The sequence below is a fragment of the Methylorubrum sp. POS3 genome (genome assembly GCF_043352485.1).
Classification (GTDB): Bacteria; Pseudomonadota; Alphaproteobacteria; order Rhizobiales; family Beijerinckiaceae; genus Methylobacterium; species Methylobacterium suomiense.
The window spans coordinates 4,099,035-4,120,555 of the sequence record NZ_JAPRBT010000001.1; the positions used below are offsets into that span (position 1 = coordinate 4,099,035).

Below are 21,521 nucleotides of genomic sequence, written 5' to 3' on the forward strand. Positions count from 1 at the left end.
CCGGTTCGATCGCCCCGGGCCCTGCGCCGCATCGGCCCGCTTCCGACGACCTCCGCCACCGCTCGGGCCGGTGCTCGTGCGGTCGAGATCCGCCCGGTCCCATCGCGGCCCGGGCTATGGGCTCTCGGCCGCCGTCACCGCGTGCGTCCAGGCGCCCTCGGGCTTCCGGGTGATGACGGGCTGGTCGGTTCCCCCGGAGAGCAGGATGGCGACCGTGCGGTCGTAATCGGCCGGCGCGAGCTTGCCCCCCGACCGGTCGAGCAGCTTGGCGATCTCGGTCATCATGCGCTTCTGGTGCTTCTCGGTCTGGGCGCCGCTGGCATCGTTCTCCAACACGATCCCGGCCGCCTCGTCCGGGTGCTCCGCCGCATAGGCCCAACCCTTCTCCGAGGCGGCCACGAACTTGGCGAGCCGGGCCACGAACGCCTTGTCCTTGAGCTTCGATTCCAGCGCGTAGAGGCCGTCCTCCAGAGTGGCGACGCCCTGATCCTCGTAGCGGAAGACGACGAGCTGATCCGGCTTGAAACCGGCGTCGATCACCTGCCAGTACTCGTTGTAGCTCATCGTCGAGACGCAGTCGGCCTGGCGCTGGATCAGCGGGTCGACGTTGAAGCCCTGCTTCAGCACCGTCACGCCGCCGGGCGAGCCGTCGGTCTTGAGCCCGAGCTTGGCCATCCAGGCCAGGAAGGGATACTCGTTGCCCGAGTACCAGACCCCGAGGGTCCGGCCCTTCAGGTCGGCCGGGACCTTGATGCCGGTCTCGGCCCGGCAGGTCAGCATCAGGCCCGATTTCTTGAACGGCTGCGCGATGTTGACGAGTGGCACGCCCTTCTCGCGGGAGGCGAGTGCCGAGGGCATCCAGTCGACGACGACGTCGGCGCCCCCGCCCGCGATGACCTGCGGCGGGGCGACGTCCGGCCCGCCCGGCTTGATCGTCACGTCGAGTCCGGCCTGCTTGTAGAAGCCCTTGGCCTGCGCGACGTAATAGCCTGCGAACTGCGCCTGCGGGACCCATTTGAGCTGGAGCGTCACCTTCTCGGCCGCCTCCGCCCCGCCCAAAGCGAGTCCGAGCAGCGTCGCGCCCGCGCAGACCAGCGCACGCATGTGCCCCTCGATTCCTGCCATCCCCGTCTCCTCTCGTGTCAGTCCCAGGCGGCCTTCGGCGCTGCCGCGATACCCCGTCAGCGACCCCGCATCGCCGGATGCCAGCTGGTCGTGGCGCGCTCGATCAGAGCGACGAGACCGTAGAAGGCGGAGCCCGCCAGCGCGGCGAGCGCGATCTCGGCCCAGACCATGTCGAGGGAGAGCCGCGCCGCCTCGATCGAGATGCGGAAGCCCATGCCGACGATCGGCGTGCCGAAGAACTCGGCCACGATCGCCCCGATCAGCGCCAGCGTCGCGTTGACCTTGAGGGCGGTGAAGATGAAGGGCAGCGCCGTGGGCAGGCGGAGCGCGAGCAGCGTGCGCCCGTAGCCCGCCGCGTAGGTGCGCATCAGGTCCCGCTCGATCCGGCCCGTCGCGGCCATACCCGCGCCCGCCTGCACGAGCATCGGGAAGAAGGTCATCACGGCGACGACGGCGGCCTTCGACGGCCAGTCGAAGCCGAACCACATCACCATGATCGGCGCGATGCCGACGATGGGCAGGGCCGAGGCGACATCGGCCACCGGCAGGAGGCCGCGCCCGAGGCCCGGCACGCGGTCCGCCAGGATCGCCACGGCGAGGCCCGACAGGCAGCCGATCGCGTAGCCCGGCAGGGCCGCTTTCAGGCAGGTCTGGACGAAATCCGACGCGAGCACGGGCCCGGCGGCGGCGAAGCGCGCCGCGACGGCGGAGGGCGGCGGCATCAGCACGGCCGGAACGCCGGCTCCGACGACGACCGTCTCCCACAACACCAGGACGAGGAAACCGAAGAGCAGCGGCACGGCGAGACCGACGGCACGTCGACCCGTAAGGCTGCGCGGCGTCAGCGCGGCGAGGTCGCGCGCGGCGAGCGTGGCGGCGAGCCAGACGAGGGCTGCGGCGAACCAGATGCCGGCCCCCGCCTGCCCGGCGAGGCCCGGACGATGGACGCTCAGCGCGAGAGCCAGTCCGCCGGCCAGCGCAGCGGGGCCAAGCAGGGCGATGCGGCCGGCACGGTGCGTCATCGGCCGCTTCCCGCCGCCGGCCGCCCCCGAGGGGCGCTCCCGGTCGCCCGCAGAGTCGCCGCCTCGGCGAGGCCGACCACCCGAACCAGCAGCGCCGAGAGCACGGCCGCCGCGATCAGCGCCGCCCAGATCTGGATCGTCTGCCCGTAATAGGAGCCGGCCAGCAGCCGCGCTCCGAGCCCCGCCTGCGCGCCCGTGGGCAGTTCGGCCACGATGGTGCCGACGAGGCTCGCCGCCACGGCGATCTTCAGGCTCGCGAACAGGTAGGGCAAAGCCGCAGGCCAGCGCAGGCTGCTCAGGATCTGGGCCTTCGAGGCCGAGTAGGTCCGCATCAGGTCGCGATGGATGGCGTCGGGCGCGTTCAGGCCCTTCACCATGCCCACCGTGACCGGGAAGAAGCAGAGATAGGCGGCGATCACCGCCTTGGGCAGCAGCCCGGTCAAGCCGGCCGCCCCCAACGCCACGATGACGATCGGCGCCACCGCCAGGATCGGAACGGTCTGCGAGGCGACGATCCAGGGCATCAGGCTCGCCTCGACGCTGCGCAGATGGACGATCGCGACCGCCAGCGCGATGCCGAGGGCGGTGCCGATGGCGAAGCCCAGCAGCGTCGCCGAGAGTGTGACCCAGGCGTGGTAGACGAGGCTGCGCTTCGAGGTGACGGGGAAGCCGAACACGCCGCGCCACAGTTCGGCGACCACTTGGTGGGGGGCCGGAACGACGGGCCGCTCCATCGCCATCGTCGTCGCGGCGATCCGGCCGGTCTCCGGTGCCTCACCCGCCCGGATCAGGGCGTCGGAGGCGCCGGACCAGTTCGCGACGAGCGCGACGAGGGTCCAGGCCGCCAAGATCGCGAGCACGACGCTCGCCACCGGACCGGCCTGGCCCGGTTCGGCCACGCGCCGGCTCCGCGTCGCCGACGGATGGGGCGCCGCCTCACGCGTCATAGGCATGACCCGCGCGCAGGCCCTCGCGCACCCGCTGGCCGAGGCGCAGGAACTCGGGCGACTCGCGGATCTCCAGCGGCCGCTCCGGCCCGAGCCCGGCGCAATCGACGATGTCCACGATCCGGCCGGGCCGCGGCGACATCACGACGACGCGCGTCGACAGGTAGACGGCTTCGGGGATCGAGTGGGTGACGAACAGGACTGTCTTCGCGGTCGCCCGCCACAGGGCGAGCAATTGCGCGTTGAGATGGTCACGCACAATCTCGTCCAGCGCCCCGAAGGGTTCGTCCATGAGGAGAAGCTTCGGGTCGAAGCACAGCGCGCGGGCGATCGAGGCGCGGCTCTGCATGCCCCCGGAGAGCTGCCAGGGAAATTTCTTCGCGAACCCGGAGAGCTGGACCAGATCGAGGTAGCGGGCGACCCGCTCGCGGCGCTCTGCCCGCGGGACGCCGAAGATTTCCAGCGGTAGTGCCACGTTGCGCTCGATCGTCCGCCAGGGATAGAGGGCGGGCGCCTGGAACACGAAGCCGTAATCGCGCCGCAGCCGCGCCGCCTCGGCGCTCACACCGTTGACGGTCAGTTCCCCGCCGGTCGGCTGCTCGAGATCGGCCACACAGCGCAGCAGCGTCGTCTTTCCGCACCCGGACGGCCCGATGAAGGAGACGAACTCCCCCGGTGCGACGTCGAGATCGACGTCGGCAAGCGCCCGAACCGGCGCGTCGGCGGCTTCGTAAGTGAGGCACAGGCCGCGCGCGGAGACGACCGGCCGGGGCGCCGCCGCGCGCAGGGCCGGCCGATCCGGCTCGGGAGGCTGTTTCAGGGCGAGGGCGCCGGCGCGCGACATAGCAGATGTTCGTTCCGAGGATGCCGGCGCCGCGGAGCCGGAGGATGCGCGCGAGGCCGCGTGGCGTGCCGATGACGGTTCAGGCCATCGGCGTTCGAGCATTTTCCGTGCCGCCCGCCGCGGCTCAGGCGCTGCCGACGGCCGGTGTTTCGGCGGGTTGCGGGACGCGGGGCAGCCTGCGATAGCGCCGCTCGCCGTAGAGAAGGGCGTCGGCCTCCCCGACCGACGCGACCGCCTCGACCGCGCAGTACAGCACGTCGTGCGTGCCGACCGCGTGGCGCGCGACGATGCGGCCGTCGAAGGCGACGAGCGCGTCGGCGAGTGCGGGCGCGCCGGTGCGCAGGGTCCGCCACGTGCCGGTAGCGAACCGCCGCTCCATATCCGTTCGCCCGCCGAACAGCGCCGCCAGCCCCTCGTGATCCGCGCCGAGCGTGCTGACGCAGAGGCTCTCGTTGCGGCTGAAGGCTCCGTGCGCGGACGATCCGCGATTGATGCAGACGAGCAGCATCGGCGGCGCGTCGCTGACGCTGCACACCGCCGAGGCGGTGAAGCCGGCCCGACCGCCGGGCCCGTCGGTGGTGATCAGGTGGACCGCGCCCGCGAGCCGGGACATCGCCTCGCGATAGTCTTGGCCGGACAGCGCATCGGAGCAGCGGCTTGGGAGAGTGCCCCGGCCCGGGATGGGCGGGTACGGCTCCCGGTCTCGCACGGTGGTGCTCTCGGTGACGGTCATGACGGCGACCTTTCGCGAGGGGGAGGCATCCTCAGGGTTGCCCGAGGAAGTCGAGGAGCGCGGCGTTGAACGCCGGGGCGCGGGTGACGCTGTGGGCGTGGCCGCCATCCTCCGCGAGGACGAGACGGGCGTTCGGCAGCCCGGCCGCCAGGACCTGCGAGGCGGTGAAGGGCACGAGCACGTCGTCGCGCGCGGCCATCAGCAGGGTCTCGTGCGGGATGTGCACGAGCGCGCCGGTGGCGTCGAACGCTTCCAAGGCGGCGATGCGCGTCAACACCGTCGCCGGGTCGGGACAATGCGCCAGCGCCCGCGCCTCGTCGGCCGCGACGCGCTCCGCGTGCTGGGAGAGCCAAGGGGCCGGGTAGAGGAAGATGGCCTGCGCCTTCACGTAGGCTTCGGGGCCCACCCGCGTCAGCAGCGCCTTGCGCGCGGCGAAGCAGCGGCGCGTCGCCGGGTCCATGGCGGCCCAGCCGTTGACGATGACGAGGCGCCCCACCCGCTCCGGATGCGTCAGCGCGAGTTGCAGGGCGATCAGCCCGCCGAGGGCGTGTCCGACGATGTCGGCGCGCGGGATGTCGAGGTGGTCGAGCAGGTCGAGCGCGTCGCGGGCCATCGCCGGGACGTCATGGTCCGGCGCCACGGGGCCGGCCGAGCGCCCGGTGCCGCGATGATCGTAGGTGACGACGCGCAGGTGCTCGGCGAGGACCGGCACTTGCGGAGCGAAATACTCGGCCGAGCCGCCGAGCCCGGGCGAGAGCAGCACGGTGCGCCCCTCGGCCCGGCCGTGCACCGCGTGGTGGACCGGAGCGCCCATGATTCAGGCGGGCCTGCCGAGATGGGCGATCGAGGCGATTTCGACGAGCGCGTCGGGTTTCACCAGCCCGCATTGAATGCAGTAGCGCGCCGGTTTCTCCCCGGGGAAGTATTCGGCGTAGACGCCGTTGATCGCGCCATAATCGGCCCAGTCCTTCAGAAAGATGTGGTTGAAGACGACATCCTCCATGGTGCCGCCGGCGGCCTCGACCACGCCCTTGATCGTCTCCAGCACGTGGCGGGTCTGCGCGGCGGCATCGCCGACGTGGACGACATTGTTGTCCCGGTCGAATGCGAGGGTACCCGAGACGTAGAGCACCCCGTCGGCGAGCGTGCCGGGCACGTAGGGGGCGAGCGGCTTGCCCGTGCCGGGCGGGATCACGACGGATTTGGGCATGCTTCGGGACTCCGGCGTTGCGGTTCGGCCTGCGGTTCGGGCGGAGGAAAGTCGCCTATTCGGCGGCGGTCGCGTGCGGCTCGGCATGGGCGAGCGCCGCCTCGAAGCTCGCCACGTCCGAGACCCAGCCGAAGAAGGTCTCGATGTTCAGGAGCGCGCCCGCCTGCAGGCTCGGTGGACCGGCCTGATGGGTCGCGTCGGCGAGCACGATCCCGAAATATTCGAGGAAGAAGCCGTCGCGCAGGGTCGATTCCACGCAGACATTCGTGGCGATGCCGGTGAAGACCAGCGTTCGGATGCCGCGCGCCCGCAGCATGCTGTCGAGCGGCGTGTTGAAGAAGCCGCTGTAGCGCGGCTTGCCCAGCACGATCTCGCCGGGCTCAGGCGTCAGCGCGTCGACGAGCGCATAGTCCCAGGTGCCCTTCGCCAGAAGCTGCTGATTCATCTCCGGCCGGCGGCGCATCGTCTTGAGCGCGTTCGACTTGTGCCAGTTCGGCGAGCCGGGGCCTCCGGCCTCGACGTAATCCGGGTCCCATCCATTCTGGAACCAGACCACGCGGATGCCCGCCGCGCGGGCCGCGGCGACGGCCCGCGCGATCTGCGCGATGACCGGCCCCGTCTCCGAGACGTCGAATCCGGCAAGATCCAGGTAGCCGCCCTTCGTCGCGTAGGCGTTCTGCATGTCGACGACGATGAGCGCGGTGGCAGCCGCATCGAACGCGATCGGTTCCGGCCGGGCCGGCAGCGTCAGTCCGCCGTGGCGGCCGGACGGGTCGCGGTAGCCCGCAGGCGCCTCCTCCATCATGCCACCTCCGCGAGCGACGCCGCGCTTCCGGTGATGTGCCGGCGCGTGCGCATCAGCGGTTGGATGCGGGTGCCGAAATCGTCCATCCCCTTCAGGAAATCGTCGAAGGTCAGCAGCACGCCGCCGGTGCCCGGCACCGTCACGACCTCGTCGAGCAGGCTCGCGACCGTGGCGTAGGAGCCGACCAGCGTGCCCATATTGATGTTCACCGCCGAGGTCGGATCGGCCATCTGCCGGATGTTGGTGTCGGCGCCGGACTTGGTGTCGGCGGCGCCCTGCAGGCCGAGCCAGGCGATCGCCGCCTCGTCGGCCCCGGCCTTGTAGTGCCCCCACTTGGCGCGGGCCGCCTCGTCGGTCTCGTCGGCGATCACCATGAAGAGGACGTAGGAGGATACGTCCCGGCCGGTCTTCGCCCGCGCCTCCTCCAGTCGCGCCACCGTCGGCGCGAAGGCGGTCGGCGTGTTGACCCCCTTGCCGAAGCAGAAATTGTAGTCGGCATAGGTCGCGGTGAAGGCCATGCCGGCCGCGCTCTGACCGGCGCAGATGATCTTCATGTCGGCCTGCGGGCGCGGGCTGAGACGGCAATCGTCCATCTGAAAGAATTCGCCCTTGAGGTCGCTGCGACCCGTTCCCCACAGGTCGCGCAGGACCTGGGCATATTCGGACAGGTATTCGTAGCGCCGCGCGAAGTAGTCATCGCCGGGCCACAGGCCCATCTGCGAGTATTCCGGCCGTTGCCAGCCCGTCACGAGGTTGATGCCGAAGCGCCCGTTCGAGATCGAGTCGATGGTCGAGGCCATCCGTGCGACGATCGCGGGCGGAAGGCACAGGGTCGGCGCCGTGGCGTAGAGCTTGATCCGGCTCGTGACGGCGGCGAGACCCGCCATCAGGGTGAAGGATTCGAGGTTGTGGTCCCAGAACTCCGTCTTGCCGCCGAAGCCGCGCAGCTTGATCATCGAGAGGGCGAAATCGAGCCCGTAATGTTCCGCCTTGAGCGTGACCTCTCGATTGAGTTCGAAACTCGGTTTGTACTGCGGTGCGTTCTCCGACAGGAGCCAACCGTTGTTGCCGATCGGAATGAAGACGCCGATATTCATGCGCTCGGTCATGCAAACCTCGCCCGCTGCGTCCGATCGCCGATGACGAAACCTTGCGATCGACGATGACGGTACTTGATCGGACCGTTTGGTCAAACTTCGAGACGCGAAATTTGACCGTTTGCACAAACTCTCCGCGCCTTGCCTGCGGCTTACGCCTCTCATGCTCAAGGGTCGCGCGTTTTGACGCTCGCCGAGCGCGGTTCGGGGGCGGATGACGGCGAATCACGACAGCCCGAGACTGCCCAGGATCAGTTTCTGGGTGCTCGCCACCGTTTCCTCGAAGAACGCCTCGTCGGTCAGGTCGCGACCGGTGACGGCCGATACCTGCACGGCGAAGTCGGCGTAGTGCTGGGTGATCGCCCAGATCGCGAAGACGAGATGGTGGGGATCGTGTGACCCGATCCGGCCCTCGGCGATCCAGCCGCGCAGCACGGCGGCCTTGGCCTCGACCAGAGCCCGCAACGGGCCTTCGAGTTCGGGGCGCAGAAGGTGGGCGCCCTGGACGATCTCCAGGCAGAACAGCCGCGACGCCTGCGGTGCGTCGCGCGACAGGGTCACCTTGGTCCGGATGTAGCGTTTCAGCGCCTCGGCCGGCTCGCTCCCCGCGTCGAGCGCCTGGAGCGGATCGAGCCAGACGTCGAGCACGCGCCGGAGCACCGCGACGTAGAGATCCTCCTTCGACGGGAAGTAATAGAGCAGATTGGTCTTCGAGAGCCCGGCGCGCTCGGCGATCTGATCGAGGCTCGCGCCGTGCAGACCGACCGTCGAGAACACCGCCAAGCCGGCATCGAGCACCGCCGCGCGCCGCAACGCGCCGTCCCGCCGCTGCCGCCGCGCCGGTGCCGTACTCCCGCTCTCGGTCACGCCGTCCCCTCTCTTCGCGTCGTCATCCATGGGTCTGCCACGGGGCCGCCATCCTCCGCGGCATCAGCGGCCGATCTGGTGCGATTATAGCAAAGGAGCGGGTTCGTATGCCGCCAAGCGCCCCGTCGGCACGCCATCCGGGGCCGCTGAGGAGAGAGCCGTGTCCCGTCATCACGAGATTCCCGCCCTGCCCGAGACGATGGTGCTCGGCTACTTCGACGCCGCCCTCCCCCCGGTGCTTACGGTGGAGTCCGGCGATACCGTGACCCTGCACTCGCACCCGGCGGGCGGGCGTGAGGCGCTGCATCCCGATCCCGCCCGCATTCCCGCCGATCTCACCGCCGCCCTCGACGCGCTGCCGCCCGGCCCCGGCCCGCATTTCGTGACCGGGCCGGTCCATGTGCGCGGCGCGGAGCCCGGCGACATGCTGCAGGTCGACATCCTCGACCTGAAGTTCCGTCTCGACTGGGGCTTCGTCGCGATCCTGCCGCTGCTCGGCACCCTGCCGGACGAATTCACCGACTACGAGACGATCCATGCCGATATCGACGCGGCGCGCGGCATCTGCCGGCTGCCCTGGGGGCTGGAACTGCCGCTCGCCCCCTTCTTCGGTATCCTCGGAACCGCCCCGCCCGCCGCCTGGGGCCGCGTCGGCACGCCCGTGCCTCGCGCCTTCGGCGGCAACATGGACAACAAGGAGATGCGGGTCGGCACCACGCTGTATCTGCCGGTCTTCAATGCGGGCGCCGGTTTCTATGCCGGCGATGGCCACGGCCTGCAGGGGGACGGCGAGGTCTGCATCACCGCCCTGGAGACGGGGCTGACCGGGACATTCCGGCTGACGGTGCGCAAGGATCTCGGCGGCCAGTGGCCGTTCGCGGAGACGCCGACCGACCTGATGTCGATCGGCCTGCATGAGAGCCTGGACGAAGCGATGCGTCAGGCGGTGCGCGAGATGGTGCGCCTCGTCTGTGCCCGCACGCGCCTCACCCGCAACCAAGCCTACATGCTCTGCTCTCTCGCGGGGAACCTGCGCATCACGCAGACGGTCGACGGCAACAAGGGGGTGCATATGCTCATGCCCAAAACCGCGCTCGTCTCCGAAGCCCCGGCGCAGGCCCGATGAGCGCGACGTCTCACTCCGGTCCGCCCCCGGCCGAACCGCCCTTCACCGGACATTCCTGGCCCGTCGACGTCGCGGGGCTGACCGTCGATCTGCCGATCGTGGCGATCAAACCCGATTTCGCGATCTCGCTGATGATGGTGATCGATCTCGGCGTGCGCTTCGGGACGCATATCGGGCAAAAGCTCGCGGAACGGCTCGCGCCGCTCGAACCGGAGGTCGTGGTCGGGGCGGCGACGCTCGGTATCCCGGTGGCCATCGAGACCAGCCGGGCGCTCGGCCTCGACGACTACGTCGTCCTGCAGAAATCGCCCAAACTCCACCTCGCGAACGCCCTGACCCGTCCGATCCGCTCAATCACCTCTCAGGGCGAACAGCGTCTCCTGCTGGACCGCCGCGCCTTGCCGCTGCTGAAGGGCCGGCGCACGGTTCTCGTCGACGACGTCGTGGCGAGCGGGGGCTCGCTGGTCGGCGCGCTGGCACTGGCACGGGCGGCCGGCGCCGACATCGTCGGCATCGGGGTGATCCTCACCGAGGCGCATGATTGGCGGGCCGCGCTCGGAGCCGATGCCGGGCTCGTGCACGGCCTCGCGCATATCCCGCAATTCGAGCCGGACGGCGCGGGCTGGCGGCCGATCCCGGCGAGCTTGGAGTGAAACCGCGCTTCAGGACAATCCCACCGTTCCGAAGCGCAGTCCCTTCTCCTTGAGCCACCGCCGGTAGACCACCGACGATTTGTCGGCCCGCGTCGGGATCTCGCCGCGCGGCTCCAGCGGCAGGCGCAAGGGCCGCTGATTCTCGACGATGATGCGGTCCTGCAGGAAGATCGTCTGCTCGAAGGCGAGCAGAGCGGTATGGGTCGAGACAGTGTCGACGAGGTACATCACGGCCTGCGCCCGGCAGAGTTCCTCCTCCATCGGTTGGATGAACAGCGCGATGGCATCGAGCCGGGACGGCGCGCTCGGGCAGACACGGTACAGCATCACCGTGAACGGCGAGGGTACGCGGTAGGTCAGCCGCACGAAATCCCCCGCGCTCTCGGTCGCGGCGATGCGCGGCTGGAAGAAGGTGCAGTTCGTCGCCCAGACCTCGTCGACGTCGCGCCGGATCTCGGAGGCGTAGGCCGGCACCTCGGTATGCGGCTCGGCGCCGAGGATGTCGGTATGGACGAAGGGGAAATGGGCCATGTCGAGGAAGTTCTCGACGACGCGGGGCCCGGAGGTGCGCAGCGTGACCCAGCCGCAGGGCACGAAGCGGCGATCGGTTTCCTCCGCCTCCTCGATCGTCGGAACGTCTCGATTCGGGTGCCCGAGGGTGGTCCACAGGCAGCCGTAGCGCTCGCGCACCGGCAGCGGCGGGCCGAGTTCGCCGTCGCGGGACCGCTCCCGTGCGAGCGGCGCGCCGTCGCCCGAGCGCGTCACCTCGATCTCCTGCCCGAGCAGGCGCGTGGTGCGGGCCTGCCGCGTCACCTCGGAAGCGGTCGCGACCGCGTACCAATCGTCGAGCGCGACCCGATCGTCGGTTTTGCCGGTCCCGTTTCCCGTCCCGTTTCCCGTCCCGTTTCCCGTCCCGTTTCCCGTCCCCTGGCCCATCCTCAGGCGCCCGGTCCGGTCCACTGCACGCTGCCGGTCTCGTGCTCGGCGAGCCACGCGGCGCGACGCGCGAACAGGCCGGGCGCGAGCCCGCGCACGTGGTCGATCAGCGCGCGCAGATCCGCGGAGAGCAGGCGGCCATCCTCCACGACCACGCGGCCGGCGACCATGGTGAGGTCGACATCCGAGCCGCGCACGGCGTGGACGAGGTTGTGCTGGAGATTGAAATAGGGGCCATCGCCGAACAAAGGTGTCATCCGTGGCGTGTCGGTGCGGACCGCGATGAGATCGGCCTGCTTGCCGGGCTCGAGCGAGCCGGTCTCGGCCTCAAGCCCGAGCGCCCGGGCGCCGAGGATCGTCCCCATGCGAAGCGCCTCCCAGGAATCGAGCGCCGCCGCGTCGAGGCCTTTCAGCTTGCCGAGCAGCGAGGCCGTCTTCATCTCCTCGAAGACGTCCAGATTGTTGTTCTCCTTCTCGCCGTCGGTGCCGAGCCCCACGGCGACGCCCGCCCGCAGCATCGCTTCCACGGGGGCGATGCCGCTGGCGAGCTTCATGTTGCTGACGGGATTGTGGGCGACCGCCACACCCCTGCGCGCCAAGAGCGCGATCTCCTCCCCGTCGAGCCAGACCGCGTGGGCGATGAGGGCGTGCGGCGCCTCGAAGAAGCCGAGCCGGTCCAGCGCCAGCATCGCGCGGCAGCCGTAGCGGCGCTCGAACTCGGCGACCTCGACCTCGGCCTCGCTGCAATGGGTATGGAAGCCGGTGCGGTGCCGCTTGGCCATTTCGATCGCGCGCCGCTGGCCGGCCTCGTCGGCGTAGAACAGGTGCTCCAGTCCCACCCAGACCGAGATGCGCCCATCCGCGCTGCCGTGGCGGGCCTCGATCAGCCGCTCGTTGTCGTCGAGACGATCGAAATAATCGTAATCGGGATGCTCGCCGACATAGGGCACGCAGATGAGGCGGTTGCCGAGCGTCTCGGCGGCCCGCGCGCTGCCCTCCATGAAGCGCCACATGTCGAGCATCGTCGTCGTGCCCGACAGGAGCCCTTCGGCGTAGCAGAGCCAGGAGGCGGCCTCGGCCTCCTGCGCGTTCAGCATCCGGTGCATCGGGTTGATGTGGAGCCGCAACCAGTCCCAGACCGGCAGATGCTCGGCGGTGCCGCGCAGGAAGCCCGAATGCATATGCGCGTTGACGAGGCCCGGCATCAGGAGCCGGTCGGGCAAGTGCACCAGCGTCGCGTGCGGGTGCGCGGCAGCGAGAGCCTCGCGCCGACCCACGGCGCCGATGCGGCTCCCTTGAACCAAGACCGCCCCGTCGGTGACGACGCGGTTCTCCGGGTCCATCGTGACCACGAGGTCGGCGGCGAGGATGCGGTCGGTGCTCATGCGCGTTCCATCCTCGTGTCACGCGCCTTGCCCGGTCCGCCCTGTGCGATCCACTCGGCGACCCGCTCGGCGATCATCACGACGGGGGCCTGCGTGTTGCCCGTCGGAATGATGGGCATCACCGAGGCGTCGGCGATGCGAAGGCCCGGGACGCCATGCAGGTTCAGGGCCGGATCGACCACCGCCTCCGAACCGACGCCCATCGCGCAGGTGCCGCTCGTGTGGAAGAAGGTCGAGCAGGCCGCCCGGACGAAGCGCTCGCTCTCCGCCTGCCCGAGGCGGCCGTGCGGGATCAGCGGTGCGGCGCCGAGGTCCCGGAAGGCGGCGGTCCCGGCCAGATCGAGGATGGTGTCGACCGAGCTGGACAGAGCGGCGCGGTCGGAGGCTTCCGCGAGGTAATGGGGCTGGAGCGTCACCGGATTTCCGGGCTCGGGGCCCTCCATCCGAAGGTATCCGACGCTCCTCGAGCCCATCAGACCCGGCGAGACGGCGAAGACCGGCCCCGTGAGATCGGCCGTCGCCGCGAGGTCCGGCCCGGCATGGGGGCCCTGCACCACGAAGGCGTGGAGATCCGGCGCGGCGAGGCCGTCGCGGCTGCGCCAGTTCAGGAGCGCGCCGCCACCGTTGTCGCGAACCGGTCCGAGCGGCGCGCGCGCGGTAAAGTTGATGCCCATCAGGAGCGGATGGTCCTGGAGGTTGCGCCCGACGCCCGGCAGGCCGAGACGCGTCGGAATCCCGAGCCGTGCAAGTTCGGCCGGATCGCCGATGCCCGAACGCATCAGCAGGCACGGCGTCTCGACCGCGCCCAATGCCAGTACGGTCTCGTGCCCGGCCCGTGTCTCGACGACGCGCCCGTCGAGCGCGTGGCGCAGCCCGACGCAGCGCCCCGCCTCGAACAGCAGGGACAAGACGGTCGAGCCGGTCAGCACGGTCAGGCGCGGGTTCCCGGCATGGGGCCGGATATAGCCATCGACCACGCTCCAGCGCCGCCCGTCCCGCATGTTGAGATTGGCGAGCGCCGCGCCCTCGTTGTCCGGCCCGTTGGCGTCCGCCAGCACCGGCCACCCCTTCTCGGCGGCGGCGGCGATCAGGGCGCGGGCGACCGGGTGCGGATCGGGCGGGGTCTCGATCCGCAGCGGCCCGCCCGCGCCGCGAAGCGGGGTCTCGCCGCCCTCCCAATCCTCGGCGCGCCGGAAATAGGGAAGGACCGAGGCGAAGTCCCAACCCACCGCGCCGCTCTCGGCCCAGCCGTCGTAGTCGGACGGGTGGCCGCGGTTCCACAGCATCGCGTTGATGCTGCTCGAGCCGCCGAGCACCTTGCCCCGCGGGATGGCGATGATCCGGCCATCCACGTATGGGCCCGGCGCGTAGGAGAGACCCCAATCGCAGGGCCCGCCGAGCAGGCTCGCCCAGGCGCCCGCATCGGCGATCGCAGGATGCCCGTCGCTCGGCGGGCCGGCTTCGATGAGCAGCACCGATAGTCCGGCTTCGGTAAGGCGCCCGGCCACGACGCAGCCCCCGGTGCCGGCGCCGGCGACGAGCACGTCGTAGGCGGGTTTTAGGGCATCGGCGTCGGCCAGCATCAATTGTGCTCGCTCGGGCCCATGATGGTGATGCCTTCGGTGGCCTCGACATGGCGCACGAAGATGTACTTGTCCTCGCGCCCGTCGCTGTGCTTGCGCCGGATGCCGGCCCGCACGCTCCCGTCGACCTTGGCGACGACGAGGTAGGGTTCCTGCGCCGCGAGCCCCTCGACACAGTGCCGGTCGAATGCGTCGAGATCGCGCGCCGTATGAGCCTGCTCGATCCCCGCGCCGCGGGCCATCGCCGCGAGGTCGACGAGGCCTTTCGCGGTGTGTGTCGGCGGACCGCCGATCGACTGGTAGCGCTCGTTGTCCCAGACGACGACGAACAGGTTCCTAGGCCGCTCGTTGGCGAGCGTGGCCAGGATGCCGAGGTTGAACAGCAGCCCGCCATCGGTGTCGAGCGAGACGATCCGTCGGTGCGGCAACCCGGCCGCAAGCCCGAAGGCCTGCGGCGTCACGCAGCCCAGCTGTTGCTGAAACAGGCTCGCCGCTCGCATGTGCGGGGCCGCGTCGTACCACTCGTCGACGCTGCCCCCGAGGGAGAGGATGACGAGTTCGTCGCTGAGCCGCGCGGCCAACGCCCGCATGCAGTCGTAGCGCGTCATCATCGCACGAGCCTCCCGCCGAGGACGATGGCCGTGTGGTAGTAGGAGGCGTAGGCGGAGGCGTAGGCCGCCTCGATCGTCCGCTCGATCTCCTCTTCCTCGCGCACGACCGCGTAGGGCACGCGCAGCGCCTGGAGCACCGGCTCCATGGTGATGCCGTGCGGGATCGCCCACCAATTGTTCTCGCCGAGTTCGCCCCGGTAGCTCATGAGCATGACGACGGGGATGCCGGCGCCGAGCCCCATCCGCGCCAGCGGCTCGACGGAGGCGCGGAGCCCCGAATGCTCCATGACGAGCACCGCGCGCTTGCCCGAGAGGAACACGCCGCCGCAGATCGCGGCGCCCTCCCCCTCGTTCGTCACCGGGATGGTGCGGATATCGGGATCGGCGTCGAGCGCCGGGTAGAGCGGGCGGAACAGCGAATCCGGAAGGTAGCAGGCGATCGATACGCCCGCCTTCTTCAGACCTCGGATCACCGCGTCGACGGTCGCAGGCGTCATGCGAAAGAGCCCTTCTTCACGGCAAACCCTCGATACGGTCCGATCAGTGGTAGTCCGGAATGCCGGGCATCGTCCGAAAGCCCGGGAGGGCCCGCACCCGGCGCGCCCAGCGGCGCAGGGCCGGGAAGGTCTCGTGGTCGATGCCGTGGTCGCGCGAGAGGGCGAAGGCGGGAAACAGGGCCAGATCGGCCAGCGTCGCGGTCGCACCCACGAAGAAGCCCGCATCCGCGATGGCCTGGAGCACCATGTGATCCTCCATGGCGCGGAAGGCGTCGCGCGACGCGCGCTCGAGGGCGGCGGCATCGCCCGGGACGTCGAACATCGCCGTGCGTCGCGCGAGCGTCGCGGCATGGAGATCGCGCGCGGCGAAGACGAGCCATGCCATCGTCCGCCCGAACGCGTCCGGCTCCCGCGGCAGCCATGGTCCGCCCGGGTCGAACCTCTGTGCGAGGTAGAGGAGGATCGCTTCCGCCTCGCGCAGGACCGTCTCCCCGTCGACGAGAATGGGCAGCGTGCCGAGGGGATTGAGGTCGATCAGCGGCGCCCGCGTCTGCTCGGCCCCGGGGATCATGTCGACGGCGACCGTCGCGTGCGGCAACCCGAGGGCGCCGAGCAGCAGCCGGACCTTGTATCCGTTCTCGTCGAGTTCGTAGTCGTAGAGGGTCAGGCTCACGCGGCGGCCCTCTCCCCGCTTCGTGCCTCGACCGACCGGCGCCAAGCCACGCAAGCGCTCGCGGCACGCGCTCGGTCCGAGCGCGTCACGGCATCGCTTGGCCGATCGATGAGAAAGTGGGCGGCGCAGCGATCATCGGCGAGCGGCTGGACGGCCACCAAGACCGGTATCCCGGCGAGCGCGGTGCGCAGGAGACCGGAAGCGAGACCATCTTCCGGCGCGTCCGCGAATGCTGCCCGCACCCAGGCGGCGGGCCGATCGAGATAGAGACTGCGCAGCGGCGTCAGGCCGTCCGCACCGGTATCCGGCGGCGGTCCCGGCTCCTCGCCCCAGGCGACCCAGACGAGACCCAGGCGCTCCAGAGACACGTAGGTGCGAGCCCGGATCATCGGGCTCACCGCGAGGTCGGGATGGGCCGGAATGTAGCGGCATTGCCCGGCCACGTCGTACTGCCAGCCGTGATAGAGGCAGGCGATGTGATCGCCGCGCACGAAGCCGAAGCTGAGGCGCATGCCGCGATGGGGGCAGCGGTCCTCCCACACATGGGCGGACCCGGCCGCGTCGCGCCAGACGACGAGTTCGGCACCGAACAGGCGCGTGCCCGCGGAGGTGCCGGGATCGAGGTCGGCGGCGAGCGCCACCGCGTACCATCCCTGCGGCTGGTCTAAATCGCTCATGCGCCTTCCTCTTCCCGTGTCGCGGGCGGTGGAACGCCCGCCTCGGCGAGTTCCGCGACGTCGAGGACGAGGCAGTCGATCGGCCCGAGGCTGCAGGCCATCTCGAACATGCCGATCAGGGCGTCCTCGCCGTCGACGATCACCTCCACGCGGTCCGGGTCGCTCCGGCGCGGGCGGAGCACGAGATCGAGCAGCCGCGCCCGTGCATCCATGAAGGCCAGGAAACTCTCCGGCCGGAATCTGCCGCTGAAGGCGAGCAACGCCTGCCGCCGCATCAGCACGCCGCTCTGGCGGCGGGCCGACCGGATGCGGACCCGGCCCCGCCCTCGTTCCGACGGGCGAAATCGGCCCCTTCGACGAGGGTGATCCGGCCCGAAGCCGGTGACGTCTCGCCTGCGGGTAGATCGCGGCCCCGTTCGAGGCCCCGTCCGCGAGTTCGGCTCGCGAGTGAGGTCGCGCGCATATCCAAAACTTGGGCAGACCCCATTCCGTGCAGCCGGTGGCATCCGGCACGCTGCGAACCGCATCGGGATCGATACGCCCCGCGCAGGCTTCGGCTCATGGTCGTGGCGGCTTGCATCATTCGCGCCACCCCCGTCGGCTTCCGCGCTGATGGCGTGGCAGCGGGGGGAAGGCGCTGTGGCCGCCGAGGGAGACGCGTGCCTACCAACCTCCCGCTCGCCGCGGTCGCCGAAGCCCGGGCGCCGGGCCGGATCTCCAGATGCGCACGCACCGGTCCAGCGAGATCGGCCGAGCCGCCAGGATGGGACGGTTCACGGGCCCCCTGCCGTGCTTGGGCACGGAACTTGCGGAAATTCGCCGGGGCAGAGCCGCATGCCCGGATGCAGAGGGCGCGTCGCCGCGTGCGGGACCGAAGGAGAACAGTGGTGAAGAGTGCACTGTCGATCGATCGCCGACGCCTCCTCGGCCTCGGGACCGCCGCTGGTGCGGGGCTTCTCCTCCCGCCAAGTCTCCGTGGGGCGCAGGCCGCCGGCTTTCCGGCCGTCGCCGAGAAGGATGCGGTCATCGCCTTCGGCCATGTCGGACCGGTGAATGACGAGGGTTGGACCTGGAGCCACGACCAGGGAATGAAGGCCGTCCAGGCCGCGTTTCCGAAGGCCAAGACGCTGTTCGTCGAGTCGATCCCCTACTCGGCGGATGCCACCCGCACCTTCCGCCAATTCGCGACGCAGAAGGCAAACCTGATCTTCGCCACGTCGCAATACGGCGACTTTTACAAGGACGTGACCAAGCGCAACCGCGGCATCGCCTTCATGGAATGCAACGGCAGCAGCCTCGAAGAGAATCTCGGCTGGTATTACTTCGCCCACTGGTACCCAACCTACGTGATCGGCGTCGCGGCGGGCCTGATGAGCAAGACCGGCAAGCTCGGTTACGTCGCGTCCTTCCCGGTGACCTCGTGCTACGCTTCGACCAACGCGTTTCTCATGGGCGCGCGCTCGGTCAAGCCCGAGGCGACGCTTCAGGTCGTGACGATCAATTCGTGGTTCGATCCGCAGGCGGCCACCCAGGCGGGCGTGGCGCTCGCCAATAACGGCTGCGACTTCCTGTTCGGGATCATGGACGAGGCCGGCTACCTCCAGATCGCCGAGCAGCGCGGCATCAAGGCGGCGATGTGGAACACCGACATGCGCCGGTTCGGCCCGAAGGCCTATGTTTCTTCGGTCGTCATCGATCTAAAGGCGTACTACGTCGATCAGGTGGCCAAGCGGCTCGCCGGGACCTGGGAGCCCAAGTCCACCATCCTGCCGCTCGGCAAGGGCGTCGATCGCGACGCGTGGGGCGAGACCGTGCCGGAGGCGGTGGCCAAGCAAGCCGATGCCGTGCGCGAGAAGATGTTGAGCGGCGGCTTCAATCCCTTCGCCGGTGAAATTCGCGACAACAAGGGCAAGGTGCGCGTCCCGGCGGGCCAAACGATGAGCGAGATGGACCTCTACAAATGGGATTGGTCGATCGAGGGCGTGGCCGGGCTCGGCGCGTGACCGGATCGCCGGGTTCAACCCCGTGAGCGCGCCCGCTCTCGCCCGCACCGAACGCGTCGAGACGGGCGCGGAGGTCGTTCCCGAGACCGGCGGTCGGTCGGACCTCCCGCCCGGCACGCCGCCGCTCGTCGCGCTTCAGGGCATCACCAAGACGTTTCCCGGGATCGTCGCCAATGACAGCGTCGATCTCGATGTGATGCCGGGCGAGATCCACGCCCTGCTCGGCGAGAACGGCGCGGGCAAATCGACCCTGATGAACGTGCTCACGGGCATCTACCGGCAGGATGCGGGCCGTATCATCCTCGACGGCTACGCGCGCGATCTCTCGAGCCCGCAGGCGGCGATCGCCGCCGGGATCGGCATGGTCCACCAGCATTTCAAGCTGGTCCCGGCCTTCACCGTGGCCGAGAACGTCCATCTCGGCTGGGAGGAGACGCCGTGGCGCGCCTCCGCCTCCGTCCTCGAAGCGCGCACCCGCGCGCTCGCCGAGCGCTTCAGCCTCAAGGTGCGCCCGGACGCCCGCGTCGGCGATCTCTCGGCGGGCGAGCAGCAGCGCGTCGAGATCCTGCGCGTGCTCGCCCGCGCCGCGCGCATCCTGATCCTCGACGAGCCGACCGCGGTTCTGACGCCGCAGGAAGCGCAAGATCTGTTCCGCGCGCTCCGGGCCTTCCGCGCCAACGGCAATGCCGTGATCTTCATCAGCCACAAGCTCGACGAGGTCATCGCCATCGCCGACCGGATCAGCGTCCTGCGCGGGGGCCGCAAGATCGCGACCCGCGAGGCGGCGGGCGCGACCGAGCGGGGCCTCGCCGCCCTGATGGTCGGTCACGAGATCACCCTGCGGAAGGTGCGCCCGCGGCGACCGGGTCTGCCCGTCTCGCCCGAGCCCTTCGTCGCGCTGGAGGGCGTCTCGGCGCTCGATGATCGCGGTCTGCCTGCGCTCCACGACATCTCGCTGCGGCTGCACGGCGGCGAGATTCTCGGCATCGCGGGCGTCGCCGGCAACGGACAGCGCGAGCTGAGCCAGGTCGTCACCGGCATGCGCCCGATCACGGCCGGCGCGATCCGCATCGATGGAAGGCCGGCGAAGCCCGGCGACGCGGCGGGCTTCGCCGGACGCGGCATCGGCCATATCCCCGAGGACCGGCTGCGGGCGGGCCTCGCGCCGTCGCTGAGCATCACCGACAACGCGGTTCTGCGCGAGTATGGCGGTCCGCCGGTCGGCGGCTTCGGACTGTTCCGGCCCTGGGCCGCGGGCCGGCTCGCCCGCGCGATCGCGGCGGCGGCGGAGGTCGCGGTCCCGAGCTTCGAGATGCCCGCCCGCAACCTCTCGGGCGGCAATCAGCAGCGGCTCGTGGCGCGGCGCGAGACGCGCATCGCCGAGCGGGTGCTCGTCGCCGCCTATCCGAGCCGTGGCCTCGACGTCGGCGCGATCGAGACGCTCCTCGCGCTGATCGCGCGGCTCCGCGACGAGGGCAAGGCGGTGCTGCTGTTCTCGGAGGAGCTGTCGGAGCTCATCGAACTCTCCGATCGGATCGCCGTGCTCTTCAACGGGCGGATCATGGGAACGCTGCCGACGGCGGAGGCCGACGTCGAGACGCTCGGCTTGATGATGGGCGGTCAGCGGCAGGACCGGTCGGGACGGGCGCCATGACGGGAGGGATTTAGGATGGGTTGGCGCCTGCAGCGGACGCCCTCCGCGCACAGAGCGGCGGCCTTGACCGGCCGGATCCTCGCCATCCTCGCCGCGCTTGCCTGCGCCGGCATCGTCCTGGCGATGACGGGCCGCGCGCCGATCGCGATGGGCGCCGACTTCTGGGATACGGCGACCGGCTCGACCGCCGGACTCGAGGATGTCGGGCTGCTCGTCACGCCGCTGATCCTGACGGGGATCGCCGTGGCGCTGACGACGCGGATCGGTCTCTGGAACATCGGCGGCGAGGGGCAATTCGGCATCGGCGCCCTCGCCGCGGCCGCCGTCGGTCTCCATCTCGACGGACCCGAGCCGGTGATGCTGCTCGCCATGGCCGCCGCCGCCGCCGTCGCGGGGGCGCTCTGGATCCTCGTGCCGACGATCGCCCGCGCCTATGCCGGCGTGAACGAACTCATCACCACGTTGCTCCTCAATTTCGTCGCGGCGCTGCTGATCGCCTGGGTCGCCACCGGTCCTTGGCGCGACCGCACCGGCGGCGCCCTCGCGGCCACCCTGCGGGTGCCCTACGAGATGCCGCCTCTCGGCGAGGCGGGGCATTGGGGATTGCCGATCGCGGTCGCGGTTGCGGTCGTGGCGGCGGCGGCCCTGACCTTCACCCGGTTCGGCTACGAGACCCGCGTGGCCGGCGCGAATCCCGGAGCGGCGGTCTATGCGGGCATTCCCGTGCGGGCCCGCATCGTCGCGGTGATGCTGCTGTCGGGCGCGGTGGCGGGAATGGCCGGGATGATCGAACTCGCCGGGACCGCCCATCGGCTCCAGGGCGGCATTTCCAACAATTACGGCTATCTCGGCATCATGGTCGCGGTCCTCGCCCGCGGGTCATGCCTCGCCGTGCTCGCGACCGCCGCGCTGATGGCGACCCTGCTCAATGCCGGCATCATCCTCTCGGCGCAGGGGCTCAACACCAGCGCCGTGCTCGCGGTCACCGGGCTGATTCTGTTCTTCACGGCGATCGGCGACGAACTGGCCCACTACAAGCTCGTGCGCCGACCGGCGCCGACCGGCTGAGGGAG

23 protein-coding genes are annotated in these 21,521 nt (G+C 70.3%); 5 read left to right on the forward strand and 18 right to left on the reverse strand.

Features of this window, described 5'->3' with window-relative positions; all coding sequences use genetic code 11:
- Positions 1 to 114: 114 nt before the first annotated feature.
- The 10 genes from OWC43_RS18860 to rutR all read right to left on the reverse strand — a co-directional run bounded on the left by OWC43_RS18860 (position 115) and on the right by rutR (position 8,680).
- The gene (locus OWC43_RS18860; RefSeq protein WP_393958594.1) at positions 115 to 1,104 is read right to left on the reverse strand and encodes an ABC transporter substrate-binding protein; all 990 of its coding nucleotides are present in this window, start codon (positions 1,102 to 1,104) and stop codon (positions 115 to 117) included.
- A gap of 77 nt (positions 1,105 to 1,181) precedes the next feature.
- On the reverse strand, positions 1,182 to 2,147 hold the full coding sequence (locus OWC43_RS18865; RefSeq protein ID WP_393957795.1) for an ABC transporter permease: 966 nt from the start codon (positions 2,145 to 2,147) through the stop codon (positions 1,182 to 1,184).
- Positions 2,144 to 3,094, reverse strand: a complete 951-nt coding sequence (locus OWC43_RS18870) for an ABC transporter permease (protein WP_393958595.1) — start codon at positions 3,092 to 3,094, stop codon at positions 2,144 to 2,146. Before OWC43_RS18870 ends, OWC43_RS18865 begins: the two co-directional genes overlap by 4 nt.
- Complete coding sequence (locus tag OWC43_RS18875) at positions 3,084 to 3,938, reverse strand: ABC transporter ATP-binding protein (protein ID WP_393957796.1); 855 nt, start codon at positions 3,936 to 3,938, stop codon at positions 3,084 to 3,086. The genes OWC43_RS18870 and OWC43_RS18875 overlap by 11 nt, the downstream gene beginning before the upstream one ends.
- Before the next feature lie 124 nt (positions 3,939 to 4,062).
- A complete protein-coding gene (locus OWC43_RS18880) occupies positions 4,063 to 4,551 on the reverse strand; it encodes a flavin reductase family protein (RefSeq protein ID WP_393958596.1) in 489 nt (162 codons plus the stop codon).
- A gap of 151 nt (positions 4,552 to 4,702) precedes the next feature.
- A complete protein-coding gene (gene rutD / locus OWC43_RS18885) occupies positions 4,703 to 5,485 on the reverse strand; it encodes a pyrimidine utilization protein D (protein ID WP_393957798.1) in 783 nt (260 codons plus the stop codon).
- Between the two features lie 3 nt (positions 5,486 to 5,488).
- On the reverse strand, positions 5,489 to 5,881 hold the full coding sequence (rutC, locus tag OWC43_RS18890; RefSeq protein ID WP_393957800.1) for a pyrimidine utilization protein C: 393 nt from the start codon (positions 5,879 to 5,881) through the stop codon (positions 5,489 to 5,491).
- 55 nt (positions 5,882 to 5,936) lie between these two features.
- The gene (rutB, locus tag OWC43_RS18895; RefSeq protein WP_393957801.1) at positions 5,937 to 6,686 is read right to left on the reverse strand and encodes a pyrimidine utilization protein B; all 750 of its coding nucleotides are present in this window, start codon (positions 6,684 to 6,686) and stop codon (positions 5,937 to 5,939) included.
- Positions 6,683 to 7,783: a pyrimidine utilization protein A gene (rutA, locus tag OWC43_RS18900; protein ID WP_393958597.1), complete on the reverse strand. Its 1,101-nt coding sequence runs from the start codon at positions 7,781 to 7,783 to the stop codon at positions 6,683 to 6,685. Before rutA ends, rutB begins: the two co-directional genes overlap by 4 nt.
- Before the next feature lie 225 nt (positions 7,784 to 8,008).
- The gene (gene rutR, locus OWC43_RS18905) at positions 8,009 to 8,680 is read right to left on the reverse strand and encodes an HTH-type transcriptional regulator RutR (RefSeq protein ID WP_137828041.1); all 672 of its coding nucleotides are present in this window, start codon (positions 8,678 to 8,680) and stop codon (positions 8,009 to 8,011) included.
- A gap of 130 nt (positions 8,681 to 8,810) precedes the next feature.
- Here rutR and OWC43_RS18910 point away from each other — a divergent pair, with 130 nt between their 5' ends.
- Both OWC43_RS18910 and OWC43_RS18915 read left to right on the forward strand, forming a co-directional pair.
- On the forward strand, positions 8,811 to 9,776 hold the full coding sequence (locus tag OWC43_RS18910) for an acetamidase/formamidase family protein (RefSeq protein WP_393957803.1): 966 nt from the start codon (positions 8,811 to 8,813) through the stop codon (positions 9,774 to 9,776).
- Positions 9,773 to 10,429: a phosphoribosyltransferase family protein gene (locus OWC43_RS18915; RefSeq protein WP_393957804.1), complete on the forward strand. Its 657-nt coding sequence runs from the start codon at positions 9,773 to 9,775 to the stop codon at positions 10,427 to 10,429. The genes OWC43_RS18910 and OWC43_RS18915 overlap by 4 nt, the downstream gene beginning before the upstream one ends.
- A 9-nt stretch (positions 10,430 to 10,438) precedes the next feature.
- Here OWC43_RS18915 and OWC43_RS18920 read toward each other — a convergent pair whose 3' ends face one another.
- Genes OWC43_RS18920 through OWC43_RS18955 form a run of 8 tightly spaced genes read right to left on the reverse strand, consistent with a single transcriptional unit; the run spans position 10,439 to position 17,066 of the window.
- Positions 10,439 to 11,365: an aromatic ring-hydroxylating dioxygenase subunit alpha gene (locus tag OWC43_RS18920; RefSeq protein WP_393957806.1), complete on the reverse strand. Its 927-nt coding sequence runs from the start codon at positions 11,363 to 11,365 to the stop codon at positions 10,439 to 10,441.
- Positions 11,366 to 11,367: 2 nt separating this feature from the next.
- Positions 11,368 to 12,750: an amidohydrolase family protein gene (locus OWC43_RS18925; protein WP_393957807.1), complete on the reverse strand. Its 1,383-nt coding sequence runs from the start codon at positions 12,748 to 12,750 to the stop codon at positions 11,368 to 11,370.
- Positions 12,747 to 14,333 (reverse strand): GMC family oxidoreductase, encoded by a 1,587-nt coding sequence (locus tag OWC43_RS18930; RefSeq protein ID WP_393957808.1) that lies wholly within the window; start codon positions 14,331 to 14,333, stop codon positions 12,747 to 12,749. Before OWC43_RS18930 ends, OWC43_RS18925 begins: the two co-directional genes overlap by 4 nt.
- On the reverse strand, positions 14,333 to 14,944 hold the full coding sequence (locus tag OWC43_RS18935) for a thiamine pyrophosphate-dependent enzyme (protein WP_393957809.1): 612 nt from the start codon (positions 14,942 to 14,944) through the stop codon (positions 14,333 to 14,335). Before OWC43_RS18935 ends, OWC43_RS18930 begins: the two co-directional genes overlap by 1 nt.
- Positions 14,941 to 15,441 (reverse strand): thiamine pyrophosphate-binding protein, encoded by a 501-nt coding sequence (locus OWC43_RS18940; protein WP_393957811.1) that lies wholly within the window; start codon positions 15,439 to 15,441, stop codon positions 14,941 to 14,943. Before OWC43_RS18940 ends, OWC43_RS18935 begins: the two co-directional genes overlap by 4 nt.
- A gap of 43 nt (positions 15,442 to 15,484) precedes the next feature.
- Positions 15,485 to 16,114 carry a glutathione S-transferase family protein gene (locus tag OWC43_RS18945; protein WP_393957813.1) on the reverse strand — a complete coding sequence of 210 codons (630 nt, stop codon included), beginning with the start codon at positions 16,112 to 16,114 and terminating at the stop codon, positions 15,485 to 15,487.
- Positions 16,111 to 16,791: a Rieske 2Fe-2S domain-containing protein gene (locus OWC43_RS18950; RefSeq protein ID WP_393957814.1), complete on the reverse strand. Its 681-nt coding sequence runs from the start codon at positions 16,789 to 16,791 to the stop codon at positions 16,111 to 16,113. The genes OWC43_RS18945 and OWC43_RS18950 overlap by 4 nt, the downstream gene beginning before the upstream one ends.
- The gene (locus OWC43_RS18955) at positions 16,788 to 17,066 is read right to left on the reverse strand and encodes a hypothetical protein (RefSeq protein ID WP_393957816.1); all 279 of its coding nucleotides are present in this window, start codon (positions 17,064 to 17,066) and stop codon (positions 16,788 to 16,790) included. Before OWC43_RS18955 ends, OWC43_RS18950 begins: the two co-directional genes overlap by 4 nt.
- Positions 17,067 to 17,633: 567 nt before the next feature.
- Between OWC43_RS18955 and OWC43_RS18960 the strand changes: the two genes are divergently transcribed.
- Genes OWC43_RS18960 through OWC43_RS18970 form a run of 3 tightly spaced genes read left to right on the forward strand, consistent with a single transcriptional unit; the run spans position 17,634 to position 21,516 of the window.
- A complete protein-coding gene (locus OWC43_RS18960) occupies positions 17,634 to 18,794 on the forward strand; it encodes a BMP family ABC transporter substrate-binding protein (RefSeq protein WP_393957817.1) in 1,161 nt (386 codons plus the stop codon).
- Positions 18,795 to 18,816: 22 nt separating this feature from the next.
- Positions 18,817 to 20,448 (forward strand): ABC transporter ATP-binding protein, encoded by a 1,632-nt coding sequence (locus OWC43_RS18965; RefSeq protein ID WP_393957819.1) that lies wholly within the window; start codon positions 18,817 to 18,819, stop codon positions 20,446 to 20,448.
- 15 nt (positions 20,449 to 20,463) lie between these two features.
- Entirely contained in the window at positions 20,464 to 21,516 is a 1,053-nt protein-coding gene (locus tag OWC43_RS18970) for an ABC transporter permease (protein WP_137828054.1), read from the forward strand.
- The last annotated feature ends 5 nt before the right edge of the window (positions 21,517 to 21,521 follow it).

What these genes read in the sequence shown, in the direction of transcription:
- OWC43_RS18880 (WP_393958596.1), bottom strand. Translation starts at nt 4,551, where the DNA reads ATGTCCCGGCTCGCGGGCGCGGTCCACCTGATCACCACCGACGGGCCC.
- OWC43_RS18865 (WP_393957795.1), bottom strand. Translation starts at nt 2,147, where the DNA reads ATGACGCACCGTGCCGGCCGCATCGCCCTGCTTGGCCCCGCTGCGCTG.
- rutA (WP_393958597.1), bottom strand. Translation starts at nt 7,783, where the DNA reads ATGAATATCGGCGTCTTCATTCCGATCGGCAACAACGGTTGGCTCCTG.
- OWC43_RS18940 (WP_393957811.1), bottom strand. Translation starts at nt 15,441, where the DNA reads ATGACGCCTGCGACCGTCGACGCGGTGATCCGAGGTCTGAAGAAGGCG.
- rutC (WP_393957800.1), bottom strand. Translation starts at nt 5,881, where the DNA reads ATGCCCAAATCCGTCGTGATCCCGCCCGGCACGGGCAAGCCGCTCGCC.
- OWC43_RS18950 (WP_393957814.1), bottom strand. Translation starts at nt 16,791, where the DNA reads ATGAGCGATTTAGACCAGCCGCAGGGATGGTACGCGGTGGCGCTCGCC.
- OWC43_RS18930 (WP_393957808.1), bottom strand. Translation starts at nt 14,333, where the DNA reads ATGCTGGCCGACGCCGATGCCCTAAAACCCGCCTACGACGTGCTCGTC.
- rutB (WP_393957801.1), bottom strand. Translation starts at nt 6,686, where the DNA reads ATGATGGAGGAGGCGCCTGCGGGCTACCGCGACCCGTCCGGCCGCCAC.
- OWC43_RS18870 (WP_393958595.1), bottom strand. Translation starts at nt 3,094, where the DNA reads ATGACGCGTGAGGCGGCGCCCCATCCGTCGGCGACGCGGAGCCGGCGC.
- OWC43_RS18955 (WP_393957816.1), bottom strand. Translation starts at nt 17,066, where the DNA reads ATGCGGCGGCAGGCGTTGCTCGCCTTCAGCGGCAGATTCCGGCCGGAG.
- rutR (WP_137828041.1), bottom strand. Translation starts at nt 8,680, where the DNA reads ATGGATGACGACGCGAAGAGAGGGGACGGCGTGACCGAGAGCGGGAGT.
- OWC43_RS18970 (WP_137828054.1), top strand. Translation starts at nt 20,464, where the DNA reads ATGGGTTGGCGCCTGCAGCGGACGCCCTCCGCGCACAGAGCGGCGGCC.
- OWC43_RS18935 (WP_393957809.1), bottom strand. Translation starts at nt 14,944, where the DNA reads ATGATGACGCGCTACGACTGCATGCGGGCGTTGGCCGCGCGGCTCAGC.
- rutD (WP_393957798.1), bottom strand. Translation starts at nt 5,485, where the DNA reads ATGGGCGCTCCGGTCCACCACGCGGTGCACGGCCGGGCCGAGGGGCGC.
- OWC43_RS18860 (WP_393958594.1), bottom strand. Translation starts at nt 1,104, where the DNA reads ATGCGTGCGCTGGTCTGCGCGGGCGCGACGCTGCTCGGACTCGCTTTG.
- OWC43_RS18925 (WP_393957807.1), bottom strand. Translation starts at nt 12,750, where the DNA reads ATGAGCACCGACCGCATCCTCGCCGCCGACCTCGTGGTCACGATGGAC.
- OWC43_RS18915 (WP_393957804.1), top strand. Translation starts at nt 9,773, where the DNA reads ATGAGCGCGACGTCTCACTCCGGTCCGCCCCCGGCCGAACCGCCCTTC.
- OWC43_RS18920 (WP_393957806.1), bottom strand. Translation starts at nt 11,365, where the DNA reads ATGGGCCAGGGGACGGGAAACGGGACGGGAAACGGGACGGGAAACGGG.
- OWC43_RS18875 (WP_393957796.1), bottom strand. Translation starts at nt 3,938, where the DNA reads ATGTCGCGCGCCGGCGCCCTCGCCCTGAAACAGCCTCCCGAGCCGGAT.
- OWC43_RS18960 (WP_393957817.1), top strand. Translation starts at nt 17,634, where the DNA reads ATGCAGAGGGCGCGTCGCCGCGTGCGGGACCGAAGGAGAACAGTGGTG.